At 37.2% G+C, this 21,149-nt stretch carries 25 protein-coding genes and 1 pseudogene; 19 read left to right on the top strand and 7 right to left on the bottom strand.

Annotation, left to right across the window (positions count from 1 at the left end; genetic code table 11):
- Positions 1 to 17: 17 nt before the first annotated feature.
- The 14 genes and pseudogenes from ACOI1C_RS09540 to ACOI1C_RS09475 all read left to right on the top strand — a co-directional run bounded on the left by ACOI1C_RS09540 (position 18) and on the right by ACOI1C_RS09475 (position 11,594).
- The gene (locus ACOI1C_RS09540) at positions 18 to 1,790 is read left to right on the top strand and encodes an acyl-CoA dehydrogenase family protein (RefSeq protein ID WP_422510391.1); all 1,773 of its coding nucleotides are present in this window, start codon (positions 18 to 20) and stop codon (positions 1,788 to 1,790) included.
- A 37-nt stretch (positions 1,791 to 1,827) separates the two neighbouring features.
- Positions 1,828 to 2,607: an SDR family NAD(P)-dependent oxidoreductase gene (locus tag ACOI1C_RS09535; protein ID WP_422510275.1), complete on the top strand. Its 780-nt coding sequence runs from the start codon at positions 1,828 to 1,830 to the stop codon at positions 2,605 to 2,607.
- 25 nt (positions 2,608 to 2,632) lie between these two features.
- On the top strand, positions 2,633 to 3,412 hold the full coding sequence (locus ACOI1C_RS09530) for an enoyl-CoA hydratase/isomerase family protein (protein WP_422510273.1): 780 nt from the start codon (positions 2,633 to 2,635) through the stop codon (positions 3,410 to 3,412).
- A gap of 4 nt (positions 3,413 to 3,416) precedes the next feature.
- On the top strand, positions 3,417 to 4,400 hold the full coding sequence (locus ACOI1C_RS09525; protein ID WP_422510271.1) for a quinone oxidoreductase family protein: 984 nt from the start codon (positions 3,417 to 3,419) through the stop codon (positions 4,398 to 4,400).
- A gap of 269 nt (positions 4,401 to 4,669) precedes the next feature.
- The gene (locus ACOI1C_RS09520; RefSeq protein ID WP_422510269.1) at positions 4,670 to 6,472 is read left to right on the top strand and encodes a PAS domain-containing protein; all 1,803 of its coding nucleotides are present in this window, start codon (positions 4,670 to 4,672) and stop codon (positions 6,470 to 6,472) included.
- A gap of 369 nt (positions 6,473 to 6,841) precedes the next feature.
- Positions 6,842 to 7,444 (top strand): GNAT family N-acetyltransferase, encoded by a 603-nt coding sequence (locus ACOI1C_RS09515; protein WP_422510267.1) that lies wholly within the window; start codon positions 6,842 to 6,844, stop codon positions 7,442 to 7,444.
- A gap of 2 nt (positions 7,445 to 7,446) precedes the next feature.
- Complete coding sequence (locus tag ACOI1C_RS09510; protein ID WP_422510265.1) at positions 7,447 to 7,962, top strand: AAA family ATPase; 516 nt, start codon at positions 7,447 to 7,449, stop codon at positions 7,960 to 7,962.
- Positions 7,959 to 8,984 carry a S66 family peptidase gene (locus ACOI1C_RS09505; protein WP_422510263.1) on the top strand — a complete coding sequence of 342 codons (1,026 nt, stop codon included), beginning with the start codon at positions 7,959 to 7,961 and terminating at the stop codon, positions 8,982 to 8,984. Before ACOI1C_RS09510 ends, ACOI1C_RS09505 begins: the two co-directional genes overlap by 4 nt.
- Before the next feature lie 53 nt (positions 8,985 to 9,037).
- Positions 9,038 to 9,547, top strand: coding sequence for a GNAT family N-acetyltransferase (locus ACOI1C_RS09500; RefSeq protein WP_422510261.1), 510 nt, complete (start codon positions 9,038 to 9,040; stop codon positions 9,545 to 9,547).
- Between the two features lie 154 nt (positions 9,548 to 9,701).
- Positions 9,702 to 10,090, top strand: a pseudogene (locus ACOI1C_RS09495) (GNAT family N-acetyltransferase).
- On the top strand, positions 10,090 to 10,392 hold the full coding sequence (locus ACOI1C_RS09490) for a hypothetical protein (protein WP_422510259.1): 303 nt from the start codon (positions 10,090 to 10,092) through the stop codon (positions 10,390 to 10,392). The pseudogene ACOI1C_RS09495 and the gene ACOI1C_RS09490 overlap by 1 nt, the downstream one beginning before the upstream one ends.
- Positions 10,383 to 10,925 carry a DUF2785 domain-containing protein gene (locus ACOI1C_RS09485; RefSeq protein ID WP_422510257.1) on the top strand — a complete coding sequence of 181 codons (543 nt, stop codon included), beginning with the start codon at positions 10,383 to 10,385 and terminating at the stop codon, positions 10,923 to 10,925. The genes ACOI1C_RS09490 and ACOI1C_RS09485 overlap by 10 nt, the downstream gene beginning before the upstream one ends.
- 39 nt (positions 10,926 to 10,964) lie before the next feature.
- Positions 10,965 to 11,087 carry a hypothetical protein gene (locus ACOI1C_RS09480; RefSeq protein ID WP_422510255.1) on the top strand — a complete coding sequence of 41 codons (123 nt, stop codon included), beginning with the start codon at positions 10,965 to 10,967 and terminating at the stop codon, positions 11,085 to 11,087.
- 216 nt (positions 11,088 to 11,303) lie between these two features.
- Positions 11,304 to 11,594, top strand: coding sequence for a hypothetical protein (locus tag ACOI1C_RS09475; protein WP_422510253.1), 291 nt, complete (start codon positions 11,304 to 11,306; stop codon positions 11,592 to 11,594).
- 206 nt (positions 11,595 to 11,800) lie between these two features.
- Here the strand turns inward: ACOI1C_RS09475 and ACOI1C_RS09470 are convergent, their stop codons facing one another.
- The gene (locus ACOI1C_RS09470) at positions 11,801 to 12,958 is read right to left on the bottom strand and encodes an aminotransferase A (protein WP_422510251.1); all 1,158 of its coding nucleotides are present in this window, start codon (positions 12,956 to 12,958) and stop codon (positions 11,801 to 11,803) included.
- Positions 12,959 to 13,025: 67 nt separating this feature from the next.
- Complete coding sequence (locus ACOI1C_RS09465) at positions 13,026 to 13,733, bottom strand: nucleotidyltransferase domain-containing protein (protein ID WP_422510249.1); 708 nt, start codon at positions 13,731 to 13,733, stop codon at positions 13,026 to 13,028.
- A gap of 114 nt (positions 13,734 to 13,847) precedes the next feature.
- Here ACOI1C_RS09465 and ACOI1C_RS09460 point away from each other — a divergent pair, with 114 nt between their 5' ends.
- Positions 13,848 to 14,660 carry a nucleotidyltransferase domain-containing protein gene (locus ACOI1C_RS09460; RefSeq protein ID WP_422510247.1) on the top strand — a complete coding sequence of 271 codons (813 nt, stop codon included), beginning with the start codon at positions 13,848 to 13,850 and terminating at the stop codon, positions 14,658 to 14,660.
- A gap of 149 nt (positions 14,661 to 14,809) precedes the next feature.
- Here ACOI1C_RS09460 and ACOI1C_RS09455 read toward each other — a convergent pair whose 3' ends face one another.
- The 3 genes from ACOI1C_RS09455 to ACOI1C_RS09445 form a co-directional block, all read right to left on the bottom strand.
- Positions 14,810 to 14,956, bottom strand: a complete 147-nt coding sequence (locus ACOI1C_RS09455; protein ID WP_422510246.1) for a hypothetical protein — start codon at positions 14,954 to 14,956, stop codon at positions 14,810 to 14,812.
- A gap of 88 nt (positions 14,957 to 15,044) precedes the next feature.
- Positions 15,045 to 15,239, bottom strand: coding sequence for a DUF2187 family protein (locus ACOI1C_RS09450; protein ID WP_422510244.1), 195 nt, complete (start codon positions 15,237 to 15,239; stop codon positions 15,045 to 15,047).
- Positions 15,240 to 15,439: 200 nt separating this feature from the next.
- Positions 15,440 to 16,822 (bottom strand): glycine--tRNA ligase, encoded by a 1,383-nt coding sequence (locus ACOI1C_RS09445; protein WP_422510242.1) that lies wholly within the window; start codon positions 16,820 to 16,822, stop codon positions 15,440 to 15,442.
- 356 nt (positions 16,823 to 17,178) lie between these two features.
- On the opposite strand from ACOI1C_RS09445, the gene ACOI1C_RS09440 reads away from it, so the two are divergent.
- Positions 17,179 to 17,439 (top strand): small, acid-soluble spore protein, alpha/beta type, encoded by a 261-nt coding sequence (locus tag ACOI1C_RS09440; protein WP_422510240.1) that lies wholly within the window; start codon positions 17,179 to 17,181, stop codon positions 17,437 to 17,439.
- A gap of 39 nt (positions 17,440 to 17,478) precedes the next feature.
- Here ACOI1C_RS09440 and ACOI1C_RS09435 read toward each other — a convergent pair whose 3' ends face one another.
- On the bottom strand, positions 17,479 to 18,648 hold the full coding sequence (locus tag ACOI1C_RS09435; RefSeq protein ID WP_422510238.1) for an FtsW/RodA/SpoVE family cell cycle protein: 1,170 nt from the start codon (positions 18,646 to 18,648) through the stop codon (positions 17,479 to 17,481).
- Between the two features lie 26 nt (positions 18,649 to 18,674).
- Positions 18,675 to 18,902, bottom strand: a complete 228-nt coding sequence (locus ACOI1C_RS09430; protein WP_422510236.1) for a DUF6954 family protein — start codon at positions 18,900 to 18,902, stop codon at positions 18,675 to 18,677.
- A gap of 218 nt (positions 18,903 to 19,120) precedes the next feature.
- Here ACOI1C_RS09430 and ACOI1C_RS09425 point away from each other — a divergent pair, with 218 nt between their 5' ends.
- The 3 genes from ACOI1C_RS09425 to kynU all read left to right on the top strand — a co-directional run bounded on the left by ACOI1C_RS09425 (position 19,121) and on the right by kynU (position 21,143).
- Positions 19,121 to 19,489, top strand: a complete 369-nt coding sequence (locus ACOI1C_RS09425; RefSeq protein ID WP_422510235.1) for a DUF2500 domain-containing protein — start codon at positions 19,121 to 19,123, stop codon at positions 19,487 to 19,489.
- Positions 19,490 to 19,512: 23 nt separating this feature from the next.
- The gene (locus ACOI1C_RS09420; RefSeq protein WP_422510233.1) at positions 19,513 to 19,758 is read left to right on the top strand and encodes a glutaredoxin family protein; all 246 of its coding nucleotides are present in this window, start codon (positions 19,513 to 19,515) and stop codon (positions 19,756 to 19,758) included.
- A 113-nt stretch (positions 19,759 to 19,871) separates the two neighbouring features.
- Positions 19,872 to 21,143, top strand: a complete 1,272-nt coding sequence (gene kynU / locus ACOI1C_RS09415) for a kynureninase (protein WP_422510231.1) — start codon at positions 19,872 to 19,874, stop codon at positions 21,141 to 21,143.
- Positions 21,144 to 21,149 lie beyond the last annotated feature (6 nt).

Here is a 21,149-nt window from a genome sequence, read left to right as displayed (position 1 = left end):
AAAGGAGTTGATTCACACTGGAAACCACAAAGAGTAATCAATATGGTGGAAGCTTTCTTTTTTCACCTATCGAGGTAGAAGAATTATTCACACCTGAAGATTTTACAGATGAGCACAGAATGATTGCAAGGTCCGCTAAGCAATTTATTGAAAAAGAAGTGGATAAATATAATGAGGAAATTGAAAACCAAGATTTTGATGTAGTCGTAAATCTTCTTCATAAAGCAGGAGAACTTGGCTTACTCGCTCACAGTATTCCAGAAGCATACGGTGGGCTAGGATTAGACAAAATAAGCAAAGGACTTGTTGGTGAAATAATTGGTCGCTCAAGTGGATACGGGGTCGCTCATTCCAATCATACATGTATTGCTACACTCCCAATTACCTATTTTGGAACACATGAGCAAAAAGAAAAGTTTTTACCAAAGCTTGCAACTGGTGAATACATAGGAGCCTACTGTTTGACAGAACCTGGATCTGGTTCAGATGCTTTAGCTGCCAAAACGACGGCTGTTTTAAATGAATCAGGTACTCATTACGTTCTGAATGGCACAAAGTTATATATAACGAATGCTGTGTTTTCGGACACATTTATTGTCTATGCAAAAGTAGATGGTACAAAGTTCACTGCTTTTATTGTAGAAAGGGATACTATAGGTTTGTCGCTTGGACCTGAAGAAATAAAAATGGGAATTAAGGGGTCATCTACTCGTTCTGTCATCTTCGAGGATTGTTTAGTACCTGCAGAAAATCTTCTGGGTGAAGTTGGAAAAGGGCATGTGATTGCTCTTAATGTATTAAATCTTGGACGTTTTAATTTGGGTTCAGCTTGTATGGGAGCTTCGAAGTATGGTTTATACAAGGCGATTAATTTCGTTTTGGAAAGACAGCAATTTGGAAGTCGTATTGCTGACTTTGGCGCAACAAAAGAGAAGGTAGCTAAAATGGCTGCCCGAATCTATGCGGCAGAATCATTGCAGTATCGAACCGCGCAGCTAGTAGAAAATGCACTAGGTGATTTATATGAATCTACTGACTCCCCATTAATTGGGAAGAGAATGATGGAGTATGCAATGGAGTGTGCTGTTTGTAAGGTCTTCGGATCTGAAACTCTTGATATGGTGTCGGATGAGTCACTACAGCTTCATGGAGGAGCGGGTTATATCCAAGAATACAAGATTGAACAAATGTACCGTGACTCCCGTATCAACCGTATATTCGAAGGGACAAATGAAATCAATCGTTTATTAATTCCAACTATTGTGTTTAGAAAAGCGTTTAAGGGAGAAATTCCACTCCAAGAAATCATCCAAAAAGCTCTGTTAGAATTGGAGTCTACTTCTTCAAGTATGGAAGGAATTCTTGCAAGGGAGAAGGAAGCGGTAGCAACAGTGAGACGCATTTTTCTACTATGTGCAGGAATCACCTATGATCAGCTTGGTGAAAGGTTAGCAGAGGAACAAGAAATAGTCATGAGATTGTCAGATATGGCAATCGGTTTATATGCCTCAGAATCAGCATTATACAGAGCCATTAAAGCTGTAAGTAAAAACGGTGAAGCAAAAGAAGTGTTAAAGGTGAAGCTAGCCACTTCTTTTGTAGAGGATACAATCCTAGAAATAGAAGCCTTAGCTAGAAGGATTGTTTGCGGTTTAACTAGCGGTTCCAAACAACGCTCTATATTAGCAGTGATCCAAGAAGTGTGTGGGCGATTCCAGCCAGAAGGGTACATTAAGCGCAATCGCGAAATTGCTGACGTTTTATATGAAGAGAAGCACTATACCTGCTAAAGAAATGAATCCAATCCTTAAAAAGGAGGTTCTCGCTTTGAGATTTATCGATATGATTTCCGTTGTAACAGGTGCTGGCAGTGGAATTGGAGAAGCAACAGCGAAACAACTAGCAAGAGAAGGCTCCAAGGTGATTCTTGTTGGACGAACAAAGTCAAAGCTTGAGAGTGTAGCAAAAGAAATCAATTCCTCCCAAACGATTCCAACTGCTGAGGTCTTTGTAACAGATGTAACTGATGAAGAGGATGTTCAAGAACTGAGCACTTATGTTAGAGAAACATATGGTGACCTACATGTTTTAGTGAACAATGCTGGGGGTTCGACTTCTAATAAAATAGTAAATTTATCCACCGAAGATTGGGATTTTGCACAATCCGTCAATTTAAAAAGTGTGTTCCTCGTATCTAAACTATTGGGGAAGGTAATGGTGGAAGCAAGTCAATCGGGTGCTTCGGCTAAACAAAATCGTTCAATTGTCAATGTTGCTTCTCTTTCAGGTTATAAAGCAGGGGCTCATATTCCTCATTATAGTGCAGCAAAAGCAGGAGTGATCAATTTTACTCGTGCACTAGCCTTTGAATTATCCTCTTATGGGATTCGCGTGAATTCTGTATCACCTGGATTTATAGAAACACCTTTAACAGAGCAGGGATTACAAAACGAACAATTTGTTGAAGCCATTAAGAGAAGTACTGCACTTAAGCGTGTGGGCAAACCTGAAGAGATTAGTAGCATCATTTGCTTTGCAGCCTCAGCAGAAGCTTCCTATATGACTGGATCCGATCTATTAGCAGATGGTGGATGGTTAATTGTGTGAGATTGAAAAAAAAGGAAGTGAGACCATGTCAATAGAACACTTAGTAGTCTACCAAAATGGACCTATACTATCTTTAACATTAAATCGTCCAGAAAGTTTAAATGCGTTTAGTCCAGAAATGATCATTGGATTAACTAATGCCATACAGAATGCTCAGAAAAACGAGGAAGTTAAGGTGCTTGTTCTGTCCGGTGCAGGTCGTGCCTTTAGTGCAGGTGGAGATGTTAAAACTATGGGAGAGGCCACACCTAAACATGTTTATGATCACATCGGAAAACTCAATGAATGTATTTTGGCAATGAAGAATTTGGGTAAACCGATCATAGCGGCCGTTCATGGCTTTGCCGCTGGTGCAGGTTTTAACCTCGCATTAGCAGCAGACATAATCATTGCATCAGAGGACAGTAAATTCGTGTTGAGCTTTTCACAAGTTGGGTTAATTTCGGACGGTGGTGGACTTTATTTTCTACCTCGACTAATTGGACCAAATCGGTCTAAAGAATTATTTTTTAGTGGCGAACCATTACTAGCAAGTAAGGCATTAGAATATGGGATTGTTAACCACTTGTATCCACTTGAAAACCTACAAGAGCAAACAATGAATCTAGCACTCAGACTTTCAAAGGGACCGGGTGTAGCTTTTGGAATGATGAAGAAGCTTGTGAATCAATCTCAAAACTTAACACTGGAGGAAATGCTTGAACAAGAACGTTTGACTCAAGCCATGATGGTCACCACACAAGATCATCAAGAAGGTGTGCAAGCTTTTGTGGAAAAAAGGAAACCAGTATTTTTAGGGAGGTAATAGGATGAAAGCTATTCAATTTACTCAATATGGAGGCCCAGAGGTTCTACAGTTAGTTGAACTAGAAAGACCGACACCAGAGGCTCATGAAGTTGTTATTGAAATTAAAGCTATCGGTGTAAATTATGCCGACACAGCTAGAAGAGAGGGCCAATATGTGGTTCCAACTCCTTTACCCTTTGTTCCTGGTGCAGAAGTGGCAGGTATCGTGACAGAGGTAGGAGAATCGGTTACTACGGTAGAAGTTGGTTCACGTGTTGTTACTCTACTAGGATCAAAACGAGCAACAGGATATGCAGAATACACGATTGCAGATGAAATAGGACTCATACCAATACCGGAAAACGTTGATTTCCAGGAAGCTGTTGCTCTGCCACTTCAAGGACTAAGTGCCTATCACATTTTAAAAACGATGGGGCAGCTGAATAAAGGTGAAACCGTATTAATCCATGCTGCAGCAGGTGGAGTCGGTACCATTGCCATTCAGTTAGCTAAGCTTTTTGGAGCAGGAAAAGTGATTGCAACTGCCAGTTCAGCGGAAAAGCTAGAACTAGCAGCCGAGCTCGGTTCTGATGTACTCATTAACTACACAGAAGAAAACTGGGTAGAACAAGTGATGGAGGCTACAGGTGGTAAAGGGGTAGATGTGGCCTTAGAAATGGTTGGAGGAAAGATCTTTAACCAAACTCTTCAATGCTTAGCAACATATGGACGTTTAGTCGTTTACGGTGTGGCTAGTGGCGAGCAAAGTAAGCTAACGCCCTCACTCCTAATGGCAAGAAATCAATCGGTCATTGGCTTTTTCTTACCGCAAATCATGAGAAAGCCAAAGCTGTTGCAAGAAAGCTTAGTAGAATTACTGAGTTATCTACAAAGTGGTGAGCTTAAACTGATTGTTGGCGGAGTGTTCCCTCTTGAGGAAGCGGCTAATGTTCATCAAATCTTGCAATCTCGTAAAAGTCATGGAAAATTAGTGCTAATACCTTAAAAAATCAAATATTAAAGATTACAATGCAATTCTATGGAAAAAAATCAATAGTAAGTCATTATACCAATTAACGCATTAAAGGAGCTCATGAAACCTTAGTTCCTTTTTCGTGTTTAATTCCACTAAATGGAGTGGTACTTGGGAAATTCACTTTTTCTGTTAACGGTTTGATGTTGTGTTGTATAATCATACAAAATAGGACATGCCTCCTCTAGTTAGTCAAGAAATTTTTATTACCATGATCGTGGAAGGGAGTAAAAATTGCTTATATGAAAAGTAGTTCAGTGAATGATAAAGAACAGTATGTCACAAGTGTTTTTGTATCATGTAAGGTGAATGGGTTAATCTTATACAGTTCTTCTAATTGCTTTGATTTACTAAACTATGAGCAGCTAGATTGGATGGGAACAAAAATTCAAGATTATTTACATCCTGATGACTGTTATTTAGTAGAAAGCTATTTTCATGTACCACAAAACGAGCAGTGTAATTGCCGAATACATATGAAAAATGGGACCTATATTTGGGTGAAACTGCAAATCTCAAAAATATTAAATGAACATATGGAAGTTAAAGAAGTTATTTTAAATATAAATGAGTATCCTTCTCAGGAAAAACCATTAACAATTTTATCTCCTCAAGACAAAGGTTCTCCTTTTGATTTAAGTAAAGATGAAATTTCACTTTTTAATTTACTCGAAGAGGCACCATTTGGTGTAATGGTCAACAGTATGAGCAATATTTTATATATGAATAAAGAATGTGCGAGTATTCTCCGTATTCCAAGCAGACAAGAGTGGTTAGGGAGTTCAGCACTTGAGTTTGTACATGAAGATTACAAAGATATTGCAAGAAATCGGATTATTTCCATGCGAAATGGAGACCAAGTTGGGATTATTGAGCAAAAATGGAGAGCTGTAGATGGTGCGGATCTTTGTGTTGAAGTAAAATCATCCAAAGCATTGCTTCAAGATAAAACAGTTGAATACATCGTCATCAATGATATTTCTTCAAGAAAACAATTTCAACAAATCTTGCAAACGAGTCGTGAACGTTATCGAAGACTTGTGCAAAATTCGATTGATACCATCGCTGTCATACTAGATGAAGAATGGGTGTTTATTAATGATTCTGGTGTAAAATTATTTGGTGCCAAGGATTATTCCGAGATAATAGGGGGATCCATTTATGACCTTCTTCATCCGAATTATCACGAAGTTGTGAAGAAGAAATTACAATTTGTCTTGTCAGAAAAGGTTGAAGATGGTATCACGGATGGACAATGGTTTACATTAGACGGAAGGCTTATTCATTCTGAAATTGTTGCTATACCAGTTACATACCAGCAAAGAAAAGCCGTTCAAGTTATCATTCGAGATATTAGTGATCGAAAAGATGCAGAGAAGTTAATGCTAGAATCAGAGAAACTCTCCATTGCTGGTCAGCTTGCCGCTGGAATTGCCCATGAAATCCGAAATCCTCTTACTTCGATTAAAGGGTTCGTTCAGTTAATGAGATCTGGTATGGGTGAGAAAGCTCAATACTATGAAATTATCACATCTGAATTAGACCGCATTGAAATCATTTTAAGTGAATTGTTAATGCTAGCTAAACCACAAGATAGTTCATTTAAAGAAACAAATATCATTCATCTTTTAACAGATATTATATGCTTACTTGAAACACAAGCCATTTTACATAATATAAGAATTACTCTAACAAACCGACTTACCATACAAAACATCGTGTGTGATGAAAATCAATTAAAACAAGTTTTTATTAATCTAGTTAAAAATTCAATTGAAGCTATGCCAAAGGGTGGAATGATTACCATTTCGGTTGAAGACCTAAATAAAAGTACAATCAAACTATCATTTATTGATCAAGGCTGTGGTGTTCCAGTAGACTTAGTAGATAAGATTGGTCATCCATTTGTAACAACAAAGGAAAATGGAACCGGATTAGGTTTAATGGTCAGCTACCGAATTATTGAAAATCATAAAGGTACTGTTAATATTGATAGCATAGAAGGCGAAGGTACAACGTTTACGTTGACATTACCTAGATGTTAAAACTTGAAAATAGGGATAGATCAAGGAATATTCCTTGATCTATCTTTTTTTGTACTATAAAAATTAATAGGTTGACCCTATTTTGTGTTGACTATGTAGGGGTAGTAGGAGCTAGATTTTGGTAAAAATTGTATAATAATCGATAAAAGTGGTGTTTCGACTGATATATTTGAATTTCGGACGATATAATTGAAAAACGGCTGAAATATCTTGAATTCAGCCGATATATTCAGATTTTCGCCGATATATGAAATCTGGGTATCTTTAAACCGATCCTAGACCCTAACCATTTTAAGCTAGTGCTCTAAAGACGGATATAAAAGTCGTTTAACCTATTCTTATTCATAAAATAAAGGAATACGAACGAGATTGGAGAAAGTAGTACTAAATAACTCACGAATAGAGGTTAGAAAGCAGATGGATATTTTTAGAGATTTCCCAAAATTGAAAACAAAGAGATTGAATCTTAGCCGTGTAACGCTTGATCATGCTGAAGATGCCTATGAATTTTATAGTGACAATGAAGTCATGAAAGGACATGGAGAACAAGGATTAAAGACGATGCCAGAGGTTAAGGAGAGAATCCAAGATTGGTATGTGAATCCTTATGAAAATAAATCTGGCATTCGGTTTGGGATATTTCTTCAAGATACAGGGAAGCTAATTGGTTCGTGTGGCTTTTGGAGAATAGTGGATCAACATTTTAAAGGTGAAATTGGATACGAGCTTGCTTCAAACTACCATCGTACAGGGATCATGAAGGAAGCACTGCAACGATTAATTGTTTTTGGTTTCGAGAATTTGAATTTGAATAGAATCGAAGCGAAAACAGATGAATATAATATTGGTTCTCAAAGTACTCTTACTTCTTTGGGCTTCGTAAAGGAAGGTGTACAACGAGAATCTGAATATGAAGAGGGTAAATTTGTAGATATATATCATTATGCTTTACTTCGAAAAGAATGGGATTGAAAATGAAACCGAGTAATTTTAAAAAAATCCATATTATCGGCTCGGTTGGAAGTGGGAAGACTACGTTAGCCAGGAGGCTATCCTTCGAGCTGAATATTCCTTATTATGAAATTGATAATTTAGTTTGGAAAAGGTCTGGAAACGGAGATATACGAAATAGTGAAGATGATAGAAATGAACAACTACGAACAATTATTCAATCGGATAATTGGATTATTGAGGGTGTACATAGTGAAGAATGGGTAGAGCAAAGTTTTCAACATGCCGACGTGATTGTTTTTTTGGATCCGAAATATTCAGTAAGAACCAAAAGAATTATAAAGAGATTTATTTTGCAAAAGTTCGGCAAGGAAAAGGCGAACTATAAGCCAACTATTAAAATTTTTTATACGATGTTTAAGTGGAATAGAATGTTTGAGGATAGAAAACCTAGTATTTTAACAAAACTAGAAGTGTATAGTGATAAGCTAATAGTTTTGAAAGAGGATAAATATAAAACCAATGAGGTAATAAAATGAGAGACATCATAATTCCTAACAAATTAAAACCAGGTGATACAATTGGAATTATTTCACCTTCATCTGGTATTGCTTCACTTTGTCCAAAGCGACTTGAACGAGGCATACAAACTCTTCGTGAAATGAATTTCGAAGTTGTCTTAGGAAAGAACACGACTGCTCGTCAACACTATATGGCTGGAACCATTGAGCAGAGGTTGGAAGACTTACATGAAATGTTTAGTAATCCAGATGTAAAGGCCATTATTACGACTATTGGTGGGACTTGCTCTCACCAGCTTCTAGATGAAATTGATTATGAATTAATCGCTAGGAATCCTAAAGTCTTTATGGGGTACAGTGATATTACAGCCCTACATACGGCGATTCATAAAAAGACAGGTCTAGTAACCTATCTAGGTCCAGCAATCCTTCCGCAATTTGGTGAATTCAACGGTTTGATTGATTACACTAGAGAGTATTTTCAAAAGACATTACTTGAAAAAAATCATGTCTCCATTAAAAGTTCTCCATACCGCATTGTAGAGTCATTAATGTGGGATACAGAAGATACAAGAGTGAGGCAGAAAGAACAGAATTCAGGTTTAAAGATTTTGAAAACGGGTTCAGCAGAAGGCCATATTGTAGCTGGAAATGTATGCACTCTTCTCCTTCTCGCTGGTACACAATACTTTCCGGATATGACTGGAGCCATCCTTTGTATTGAAGGTTCTGAAGGTGAAAACCCTAGCACGATCGATCGGTACTTTACTCAATTAAGACATATGGGGGTCTATGATAAAATATCGGGACTACTAATAGGAAGATTTCACCCTAAGGTTGGTTTTGGAGATGACCATGATAATGGTTTACTACAAAATATTCTTCAGACCACAACTAGAGGATATACTTTTCCAATCGTCTATAATGCAGACTTTGGTCATACTGATCCTATGTTTATCCTTCCAAACGGAATTGAAGCTTTATTGAAAGCTAGTGAAGGCAGTACTTCTTTTGAATTTTTACAACCAGCTGTATTGTAAATTCATTGGTAAAATACGTCCTTTAAAAAATATAAAACATGGAGTTGCTTATTTTGGAAATCAGAATATTAACAGAACAAGATGCAGAGGCATATTGGGACTTAAGATTAGAGGCTCTTAAGGGACATCCTGAAGCCTTTGGCTCTAGTTATGAAGAAGCAATAGAACGCGTTGAACCAATTAAACAGGTGGCTGAAAGATTCGAGGACTCTTTCAATTATACATATGGAGCATTCATTGATGGAGAATTAGTTGGGATGATTACACTCCTTCTTGAAAGTAGCCTCAAAACCAAACATAAGGCAAATATCTATGCTTTTTATGTCACCCCACCTAAACGCGGATTAAAGGTAGGAAGGACATTAATGGTGTCAGCCATTGAAAAAGCTAGAGAGATAGAGGATATAGAACAAATTCAGCTAGCAGTAGTAACTGAAAATACTGGAGCTTTTGAATTATATCGTTCCCTTGGTTTTCAAGTGTTTGGTACAGAAGTACATGCTTTGAAATACAAGGGTACTTATTATGATGAGCATTTTATGGTGCTAAAGTTAAAATGGTAATTATAGAGTCTGCCCTAAGAAAGAGACCCCACAGGCGTTTACGCCGAGGAGGCTCACCGCCCACCCCGGGGAATGGTGCATCCTCTCGTTACAATCAACAGGTATTTTAGCACATTTTTTTTAAAAAAAAGGACTTTTTCAGCAGTCTCCTGAAATGCTAAATGGTTTTTTTGTTGATTGGCCAAATCCTCCTTCTCACGAAACTCAACTAAAGCTGTTGGAAAAAAGTAATAAAGCAATCCTTGAAATTGATGAGCAAACAAACAAGGTAGTAGGTTTCATAACGGCTATTAGTGATGGTGTGATGGTGTATTGTCAGCATATATTCCGTTTCTAGAAGTATTACCTGCTTATCAAAATAGAGGAATAGGCAATGAGTTATTCAAGCTGATGCTACAAGAATTAAATCAAATTTATATGGTTGATTTAATGTGTGATGAGGAGCTGCAGCCTTACTATCAGAAGTTCGGGTTGATGAAATCAAGAGGAATGATTGTTAGGAATTATGACTTTCAGTCGGGAAGAAAGGGAAGGTTTGCATAATGGAATTAAAAGAGAGATTAGAGAATTTAATAAAAATGGATCTATTGGAAATCGATTCCTCGGATATAGAGGTTCTTGTGAAAGAAATGGTAGATCATATTGGTTCTACAGATGCACATTTACGTGATAAGCTTATTTATTCTTTTTTTGCAAAACTCATTAATGGAAATCACCTCACTACTACACAAATGCATGATACTCTGTTGACATGTTTGGATGACGAGCATTTATTTTTCGGCATAGGGGAGAAAGATACGGATACTGTGTTTACTAGATCTTTTTCCACATTGGTATGGCATTAATCATTGAAAACGATGTTAAAAACAGATTCCTATCTCAAAATGTAGTTCTGGATGCTTACGAGAAGACTTTGAACTATTTGAGTAGAGAAGTAGATTACCGTGGTTTTGTTGAAGAAAAAGGCTGGGCTCATAGTGTAGCACATGGTGCAGATTTGTTAGATGCTTTCGTTAAGCATCCTTTTATAGTGGAGTTTGGAGTGGCGCTAGAGGCTATTGAACCGTTCATAATGAGGAAAGATGGAGTATATATTGATAATGAAGATGAGAGGCTGGCTTTCCCGTTGGTAGAAATGGTGAATAGGGGACTGAAAACAACTGAACTAAATAGATTAATAGAAAAATTAGTACAAATGGTTAGAGAAGAAAAGATCAACGTAAGTTATACACCTAGCTTTTTTCACCTAAGAACCAATGTATCCGACTTCTTAAAAACACTTTATTTCCGATTTAAGTTTAAGGGTATTTCTGCTCCGTTTGAAGAAGAAATTGAGGCTGCTTTAAAAACCATACATGAGGATATTTATGGTACATAATAAATAGTTTAAATTCATCGGACTATAGGAGGGTTTCACATGTTATTACATACAGAAATTTTTGGAGATGGAGAGCCAATTATATTTCTACATACTGGCTTACAAACGGGACTGACTGATTTTGAACATCAGAGAGAAATATTTCTTGAAAAGGAATTATAAAGTAATTGCTCCTGATTTAAGAGGCCATGGAAAAACGAATGAAAACGACTTTTCAAATTATTTTTGAGGACTGTGCGGTCGATTTAGTAGAAACACTTAATTATTATAAATTTCATACTGTGCATCTTGTTGGGTTGTTCATTAGGAGCATTAGTTGGTTTAAAATTCGCGAAAATATTTTCAGACCGAATCAAAACATTGACTATCTCAGGAGTTATGCCTGAAAAGCCGGGAAATTGGGGAGAAATCCACAAGGAACAAGTGGAACAACAAACTCAATTTTTACAAAATGAACAAGCTGTAGCCTTTTTTGATAATTTACATCTTGCTGATTATAAACAGTTTATTTATATGGGACGAAACGAAAATTGGTATCCATTTGGAGAAACAAAAGATATTGAGAGTTTGAACTTTCCTATTCTTTTTATGGTTGGTGAAGAAAATAAACATGAAACTAAGGGTGCGGTTATTTACCCTGAGTTAAAAACCGAATTCACGTTTCAATAATCCCGTTTGCATCTCGCTTAGTTCATTCACAACAACCTGAGATATATAATCAGATATTAGAAGAGTTTATAAAAAGAATAGTTAACCTATGGGGTAATTAAAGTAAATAGGAAAACTGTTTGGGATCTATTTTATCTCTATTGACGGTAAGGATTCGAATGATTAAACAGAAAGTCCTCTGAGTTAAAAGTCAGGGGACTTTCTGTTTAATTAAGTTTAGAAACAAACTCTTCCATTCGATCCAATGCCTCTTTTAAAATTTCCATGGAATAGGCATACGAAATTCGCACATATCCCTCGCCATATTCAGAGAATGCATCCCCTGGAACAACAGCAACACGAGCCTCTTTTAACAACCCAACTGAAAAATCATAAGATGACAGCCCGAATTTCTCAATCGATGGGAAGAAGTAAAAGGCCCCATTTGGCTTTACCGTTTTAATGCCCATTTGAAGCAAACGGTTATATATATATTCCATTCGTTCTTGGTAAATTTCTTTCATCATAATGGCATCATTTACTCCAGCAGTTAACGCTTCATAAGCAGCCTTTTGCGAAATCGTTGTCGCACATGAGACATTGTATTGATGTACCTTCAAGAGGTGCTGTGCAATATTTCCTGGGGCAAATAAGAACCCTACACGCCACCCTGTCATGGAGTGCGATTTTGATAAACCGTTAATGACAATTGTTTTTTCTCTCATACCAGGGAAAGTAGCGATTGATCTATGCTTACCTTCAAACACTAGTTCACTATAAATCTCATCAGAAAGAATGAATAGCTCCCGATCCTTAACTAACTCGGCAATCTCTCCTAATTCCTGTTCGGATAATGTGACTCCCGTTGGATTAGATGGGTAGGGTAATACAATACATCTTGTCTTATCAGTAAGATAAGGTTCAATTAGTTCTGCTGTCAGCTTAAATTCATTATGGCGAGTATCTACATGTATAGGTTTAGCTCCACATAAGCGAATTATTGGCTCATAGCCAGGATAAACGGGACCTGGTAGAATAACCTCACAATCCTGATCAAGAATGGTGCGGAAGGTACAATCGATGGCCTGACTGGCTCCGATTGTAACAATTACTTCATTTGCAGGATTATAGGTAAGGTCATACTTAGTTTTAACAAACTGGGTCGCTGCTTCACGAAGCTCAGTATACCCAGCATTGTGAGTATAGCTTGTAAAGTTATCCTTAATAGCTTCTATACCTGCTTGTTTCACATGTTCTGGTGTAGGGAAATCGGGTTGGCCTATTGAAAGGGAAATGACATTTTCATATTCTGACACCATATTAAAGAACCTACGGATTCCTGATATTCGTATATTTTTTACAATTGGATTAATTAGATGTTCCATTGTGGTCATCGCTCCTCATAAATACATGATTTCATTTTACCATTTTGGAGTAATTGTCACTAGGAACTTATTCCTTTCCAAGTGAGAATCCAGAGAATAAACGTCCACCATATGGAGCAAGAATGGATTCTGTAAGTACAACTAACGTGGTCTTATTATTTTCCAAATAAATATCCTCAAGAGCTAGGATAAACTGATCAGCGATATCATCATCCCATTTGCGGAGGGATCTATCAATCCATTTAGAAGAACCAATCCATTGCCTGTTAACTCTTAACACAAATTCATGCAGTTGTTCTACTAAGGCATTTGCAACATAAATCGTTTCAGACCTGACTACACTACCGATTAAATCGTCTAATAGATCCGTGATAAAATACCTTTTCATTCTAATTATTTCTTCTGTCAAAGCTGCAGGCCCGTTTTTTAACACTTCCACTGCTTCTGCCTTGATTTTAGCAAGTGTTTCATGGTCTTTTAAAATCAAACCTTCAGCTATCATTCTTGGCATACTTGGTCGTCCACGATCCACATTTTCATTCCAATGAAACTTATAGGACTCGAAATTATGAACAAACAGCTCAATCGGCCAGTCATAGTCGATTAATGATTCGCGGTAGGATTTCTGTATACTGTTATCGAATACAAGTATATCGAGATCTGATGTAGAAGTAGCTTCGCCTCGAACAACGCTACCTGCGAGTATAGCAGCATCACTGTTCGGGAAGTTATCCGTTATGTATTGCTTTGCAGCGTCAATTGGTTGTAGTTTCATCCTTTTCACTCCATATACGATGTACTATAAATAGTAATTCTACCATCAAAAATTGGCAACCCAATTAATTGATAGTAGAATGAAATAATTAACTTTACACAGGAGGTATTCATTATGAGAGAACACATTCTAACCGTCATTAAACAAATTGAAATAGATTATCATGTGAAAGTTTTATATGCCTGTGAGTCTGGAAGTCGCGCTTGGGGGTTTCCTTCTAAAGATAGTGACTATGATGTAAGATTTATTTATATTCATAATCCGGACTGGTATCTTTCAATTGATCAAAAGCGAGATGTAATCGAAATTCCAAAGCATGACTCACTTTCAATTCCCATACATGAGCTTTTAGATGTCAGTGGGTGGGAACTTACAAAGGCCTTAAAGCTATTCAGAAAATCAAACCCACCCCTTCTAGAGTGGATGTATTCCAGTATCGTATATTATCAATCATACTCAGGCGTTGATAAAATGAGAGAGTTAGATACAAATATCTTTGCTCCGAATTCTTGCATGTACCATTATCTTAATATGGCAAAAGGGAATTACCGGGACTATTTACAGGGCCAAAAGGTGAAAATTAAAAAATACTTCTACGTCCTTCGTCCAATCCTTGCTGCAAAATGGATTCAAAAATACAATACGATTCCACCGATTGAATTTCATAAGTTAGTCGAGGATATTGTGCCAATTGGCCAACTGAAGGAACAAATCACGATTTTATTGCAGCGTAAAATGTCAGGAGATGAACTGGATTTAGAACCAAGAATTGAAGTGTTAAACCAGTTCCTGAACGAAGAGATTGAAGAACTAGAAGCATTTGCAAAGAATCTAGAGGTTGAAATTCAGGACCCAACAGAGCAGTTAAATCAACTTTTTAGGGATACATTGGAAGAAGTTTGGAGAGGGTCTACTGAATTTCTTTAATCCATTAAGAATATATCTATTTGCACGTGGTTTTGTTTCATCCTTTTTATAGGCATTCGGTGGATAACGCAGAATCCTTTCATTGGAAAAGGGCTGCGGCATTGGCAGCCCATTTACTTTAAATCATAGTTGTAGTTTTACGAAAAAGACTATTGAACATTTTTACTATCTGGATGCTGAATAGATACATGTTTTGGTTGTTCTGGATATGTTAGCTTACCTTCGTCAGGACTAGTAAGATTATTTCTTTGATCGAGAACTTTTCCTGAATACTCAATAGGATTTCGATTTGTCACTTTTTCACCTTCAATTAATAAGATGGTTGAAAAATAAATTCAAATGACGCAATTAGAATATTTCTTTATTGAGCTTTAAATTAATTGGTTATTTATTTTTCTTTTCACTATTAAGTATCTTGTAGTTTTTATGACTAACAATTGTCCTAATGGGTTCACTTTTGTCTTTTAAATCGCCGTAATCAACAATAACGGAATTTTCCCTAATGCCAGAAACGACACCTTCATAGTTACTTCCTTCTCTTGAAAAGGAAATAACTTCACCAACTTTTGCAATGGTCATTCAATCACCTCCGATTTTATAATGTCCATAAAATCCGTAAAATACTTTAGATAATCGCTCCTTCATTTTTCTAACTTGATCCTTGTTACGAACGGGTTCTATATTCTAATAAGGATGGCTTATCCCTAACAATGTAAAGGAGAAAAAGCAGTGTGCTTCAAACTAGTATCACACTGCTTTTTTTGTTAGTAAAATTTTTATTAAAACTGAAGCTTTTCCTCAATATATGCTTTCAATTCATTAATGGAAATTCGTTGTTGTTCCATCGTATCACGGTCTCTTACTGTAACCGTTCCATCTTGTTCTGAATCAAAGTCGTACGTGATACAGAATGGTGTTCCAACTTCATCTTGGCGACGGTAGCGTTTACCAATCGATCCTGATTCGTCATAATCCACCATAAAGTGTTTCGCTAAATCTTCAAACACCTTTCTCGCACCATCAGATAGCTTCTTTGACAATGGTAAGATAGCTGCTTTGTAGGGTGCTAAGGCAGGGTGTAGTCTCATCACAGTTCTTGATGTACCATCTTCTAATGCTTCTTCCTCATACGCATCAATCATGAACGCAAGAGTTACACGATCAGCACCAAGAGAAGGTTCGATACAATAAGGTACATAACGCTCATTCGTCTCTTGATCGATATAATTAAAATCCTCACCTGAAAACTCAGCATGCTGTTTCAAATCAAAATCTGTACGTGAAGCAATACCCCAAAGCTCGCCCCAGCCAAATGGGAACTTGTATTCAAAGTCTGTTGTCGCATTACTATAATGTGATAGCTCATCCTCATCATGATCACGTAAACGGAAGTTTTCACCTGTCATTCCAAGAGACAATAGCCATTTTTCACAAGTTGTTTTCCAGTAAGAAAACCATTCTAATTCTTCACCGGGCTTACAGAAAAACTCCAATTCCATTTGTTCAAATTCTCTCGTACGGAACGTGAAGTTACCTGGAGTAATTTCATTGCGGAAGCTTTTACCGATTTGTGCAATACCAAACGGAAGCTTCTTTCTCATCGAGCGTTGTACATTTTTAAAATTAACGAAAATTCCTTGAGCTGTTTCAGGTCTTAGGAAAATCTCGTTTGTGCTAGACTCTGTTACACCTTGGAATGTTTTAAACATTAAGTTAAACTGACGGATTCCTGTGAAATCCTTGCTATTACATTCAGGACAAGCAATGTTGTGCTCCTTGATCAGTTCCTCCATTTTTTCAAACGGAAGTCCGTCGACAATCAGTTCAATCCCTTTAGCATCTAATGCATTTTCAATCAACTTGTCAGCACGATGTCTAGCTTTACAGCTTTTACAATCAATCATTGGATCGTTAAAGTTACCAATGTGTCCAGAAGCTTCCCAAGTTCGAGGATTCATTAGAATCGCAGCATCAAGTCCCACATTGTATGGAGATTCCTGAACAAACTTTCTCCACCAAGCTTTTTTAATATTGTTCTTCAGTTCTACTCCAAGAGGACCGTAATCCCAAGTGTTTGCAAGACCACCATAGATCTCAGATCCTGGAAACACGAACCCTCTATGTTTTGCATGGGAAACGACTTGTTCCATTGTTTTACTCATTTTAACTCTCTCCTTTTTCCCTAGTACGAAAACAAAAAAGCTCTCGTCTCTAGGCCTATTAAGCCTAGGGACGAGAGCGTATCTCCCGCGGTTCCACCCTAGTTGGTCTACACAAATGCAAACCCTCTTTTAAAATCGATTACTCTAGACCGCCTCTTCACTAACCATCATGTTCAGGCTTTCACTGTCCCTGACTCGCTTAACATGAGGTGATTAGCTACTATTTGTCTGTCATCGTAACTATCTAACTTGAACATAATAGTACCAAAAAACAAAAATATAAGTCAACACAAAGTCACTTATTTTAAATAAATCCGCACTTTTAACAGAGAATAATAAAAAAAGGAGTGACATTTATGAGTAGAGGAAGGAAAACACTTGTACCAGAGGCGAGAGATGGACTCAATAAATTAAAGGTTAAAGTTATGAATGAGAACGGCTTTTCGATACATGAGCATAACCAGGCAAAAATAGAAATGGCAAAGGAAGAAGGGATAACTCTGAAAGAGGGTTACAACGAGCAACTCACATCGAGAGAAGCTGGAAGAGTTGGAGGAGCTATTGGAGGTAAAATGGTATCAGAACTAGTTGAAATGGCAAAAAGTCAGTTAAAATAACAAAACACGAGGGACAAGGTACCTGTCCCCTTGTTCCTCTTAGTAATCCGAAAACATATACGTCTTGTAGTAATAACGAATACTAAAAATAAGTCCGATTGCGAACATATTCCCAATTAATGAGCTTCCGCCGTAACTAATAAAAGGTAAAGGAATTCCCGTTATGGGTAACAATCCAATTGTCATGCCAATGTTTTGGATTACATGGAAACCAATCATACAAATTACCCCGACACACAGGTAGGAACCAAAGTAGGAGTTAGATAAAAGTCCTACTTTAGTAATGTGATAGAGTAGAAGAAATAAAAGACAAATGACAATAGTTGCACCGATGAATCCATATTGTTCAGCGATGACGGTAAAAACAAAATCTGTATGATTTTCAGGAATATACACTTCATTTGAACCGAGCCCTTTACCTGCTAACATTCCAGAACCAATAGCTTTTAAAGAATTTATTAATTGGTAACCCGTGCTACTACTGTAGGTCATAGGGTCAAGCCAAGAATAAATCCTACCAAATTGATATTGCTTTACGTGCAAATATTTTTCAAGTAAGTGTGGTGCATTTAATACAAAATAAAAGATTGCTGATGTGACAACTGAAATCATCGTAAAAATAGGGAATAGTATTTTCCAAGATATCCCTGACATGAAAATCAGGCCAACTGTTATCGCCATCATGACTAGTGTTGTTCCTAAATCTGGCTGGAGTATGACCAATCCCATAGGGGCCGATGCGACCATTATTATTTTTACCAGTAACAGGAGATCGGATTGAAGTGTAGAATGGATTCTCACCTCATTATGTTTGGTTATCACATGACTTAATACGATTATTAAACATACCTTTGTGATTTCCGATGGCTGAAACGAACCAAAACCAGGTAGGATAAACCAACTCTTCGCTCCGTTGATTTTTGGGGCAAGTGAAGCGGGAGCAAGGTATAAGCCGATTAAAATCATGATGCTGAATCCGTATAAATACCAAGAAAGTTTCCTGATTTGGTCGGGCTCGAAGATCATGATGCCCCCTATGATGCACACCCCAACGACATACCAAACAATTTGCTTAAGTAAAAAATTCTCCTCATATTGGGTTGAGGTAGTTTGTGCACTATATATCGCGATACAGCTTGCGCAAAACAATAGAAATAATAAGAAGGCAAGCACATAGTCAAACTTCAACGGAGCATTTGTTGAACCCATAAGTAATCCCTTTCCTTTGAACCAAATTATCTTATCTTTATTTTCCCAAAGGACTCGAAAGAATGTAAAGGATTATTTGAATTTTTTAATAGAGATCTAAAAACAATGGATAGAACCACATACAACAAAACGACGACAGCTAATGTGATTACACGTTCTTGCATGGAACCATCTGCCATTAAGACAGGTCCAAGGCCAAAGAATGTAATAAGTAAGTAAAGAATGCTAAAGAAACCAATCATAAACCATTTCAAAAGGATCCCCCCCCCCAGGACAAATTGATAAAATGCCTCATTAAGTAAACGTAAATTTAGTAGCAAAGTTACAGCTTAAATAAGCTTTTTTTTGAAAAAAGGAAAGTTTCTAACTTTGTAGAATATAGTCTATGCTTAATGTATTTTTAAAAATCAGTCCATTTAAGTGAAACATTTAGATCGGTAAGTCGTAGGATTAGGAGAGAGGGGGAAAGTTTATGTTTTTAGAAGATTCTTTTGGTGGAGAACCACTTATTTTTCAAATCTTCTTCTTTGGTATTTTCTTTGTCATTTTTGGATTTATTATTTTCGCTATAGGAAGTGGAATTCTCATCTGGGTGAGAAACAATAATTCTCCAGTCTTAGTTGAGAGAGTTCGAGTTCTTTCTAAGAGAACTAAAGTGAGTGGCGGTAGAGAAACAAGTGCTAGAACTTCGTATTATGTTACATTTGGTTTAGAGGGAAGCGGGGAAAGAGTCGAGCTACAAGTGTCAGGTGAGGAATCCGGGATCATAATTGAAGGAGATAAAGGAGACCTAACCCACCAAGGAACACGCTACCAAGGGTTTCATCGGGTTAGTGAATAATGAATGATAAGGGAGCTGTAAATATGTCGAATCAAATTATTATTTATACACAAGAAACCTGTCCACCATGTCATGAACAAAAGCTGTGGTTTAAAGATAACAACATTACATTTGAAGAAAGAGATATTCGGAAAAATCCTAAATATGTAGATGAACTCATTGCGTTAGGTGCGGCTGCAACTCCAGTTACAGTTGTTAAAGGGAATTTAGGGGAAGAAGTGATATTTGGATTCGATCTTGAAAAGCTAACGAAATACAAGGGTGTTTAGTAACAAGGGAGGGATACTCTCTTGTTGTTTTTTTTACTAAAAGATGAAATCATGCTTTTCATTGTACATAAAACATGGTATGACTGAATTATCGAAAAATAACGGAGGGAATTATGAATACTACAATAGATTATGCGAGAGTGCTAGACCAAAAGGATCAGTTAGGCCATTTCCGTGATGAATTTTATTCGAAGGAGGATACCATCTATTTGGATGGGAATTCTCTTGGGTTGCTTTCAAAACGTTCGGAGGAGAGTGTTTATCATCTTCTAAACAGTTGGAAGGATTATGCCATAGAAGGCTGGATGAATGGTTTAACACCATGGTTTTATTTATCAGAAGAACTAGGATCAAAGATGGGGCAGTTAATTGGAGCAAATGAGAAGGAAGTAATCGTTACTGGATCCACAACTTCCAATCTTCATCAGTTACTTGCAACATTTTTCAACCCAACTCCTACTAGGAATAGAATACTAGCGGACGAGCTTACCTTTCCATCAGATATTTATGCGATGAAAAGCCAATTGAAATTAAAAGGGCTTTCACCATCAGAACACCTCATTCAAGTAGAGAGTAAAGATGGATACATTTTGGACGAGCAAGATATTATTGAAGCGATGGATAACAGCATTCAGATGGTCATTTTATCTTCTGTTTTATATCGAAGCGGTCAATTACTGGACATGAAAAGACTGATAACTGCTGCTCACGAGCGAGGTATTTTAATCGGGTTTGATTTAGCTCATTCAATTGGAGTGATTCCTCATGATTTCAATGAACTACAGCCTGATTTTGCATTCTGGTGCAATTATAAATATCTCAATAGTGGCCCTGGATCTGTCGGAGGACTTTATGTGAATGAGAGACACTTTGGAAAGGAGCCGGGTCTAGCTGGGTGGTTTAGCTCGAATAAGGAAAAGCAATTCGATATGGAACACGTTCTTCAATTCGAACACCATGCAGGAGCTTTTCAGGTTGGGACGCCACATATACTTAGCTTGGCACCTATAATTGGCTCACTTGAATTGTTTCAGGAGGCTGGTATGAAAAATGTGCACGAAAAGTCACTAGCTTTAACGAGCTATTTTATGGAGCTAATTGAACAAGAACTCACCCAATACTCTTTCAAGATTATTAATCCAAGAGAGGATAACAAAAGAGGAGGACATGTGTGCCTTCATCACCAAGAGGCTGCGAGTATTTGTAAGGCATTAAGATCTCATCAAGTAATTCCCGATTACCGTGAGCCAAACCTGTTACGTCTAGCTCCTATTGCCTTTTACAACAAGTACGAAGAGGTATGGAAGACGGTTGAAATTTTAAAAGAAATCATGGAAAAAGAAGAGTATAGACTTTATAAAAATGAACGTAATGTCATTGCTTGATAAGGG

It is taken from the genome of Bacillus sp. DJP31, from assembly GCF_049310945.1.
GTDB lineage: Bacteria > Bacillota > Bacilli > Bacillales > SA4 > Bacillus_BS.
This window is presented reverse-complemented; position numbering and strand designations above follow the sequence as displayed.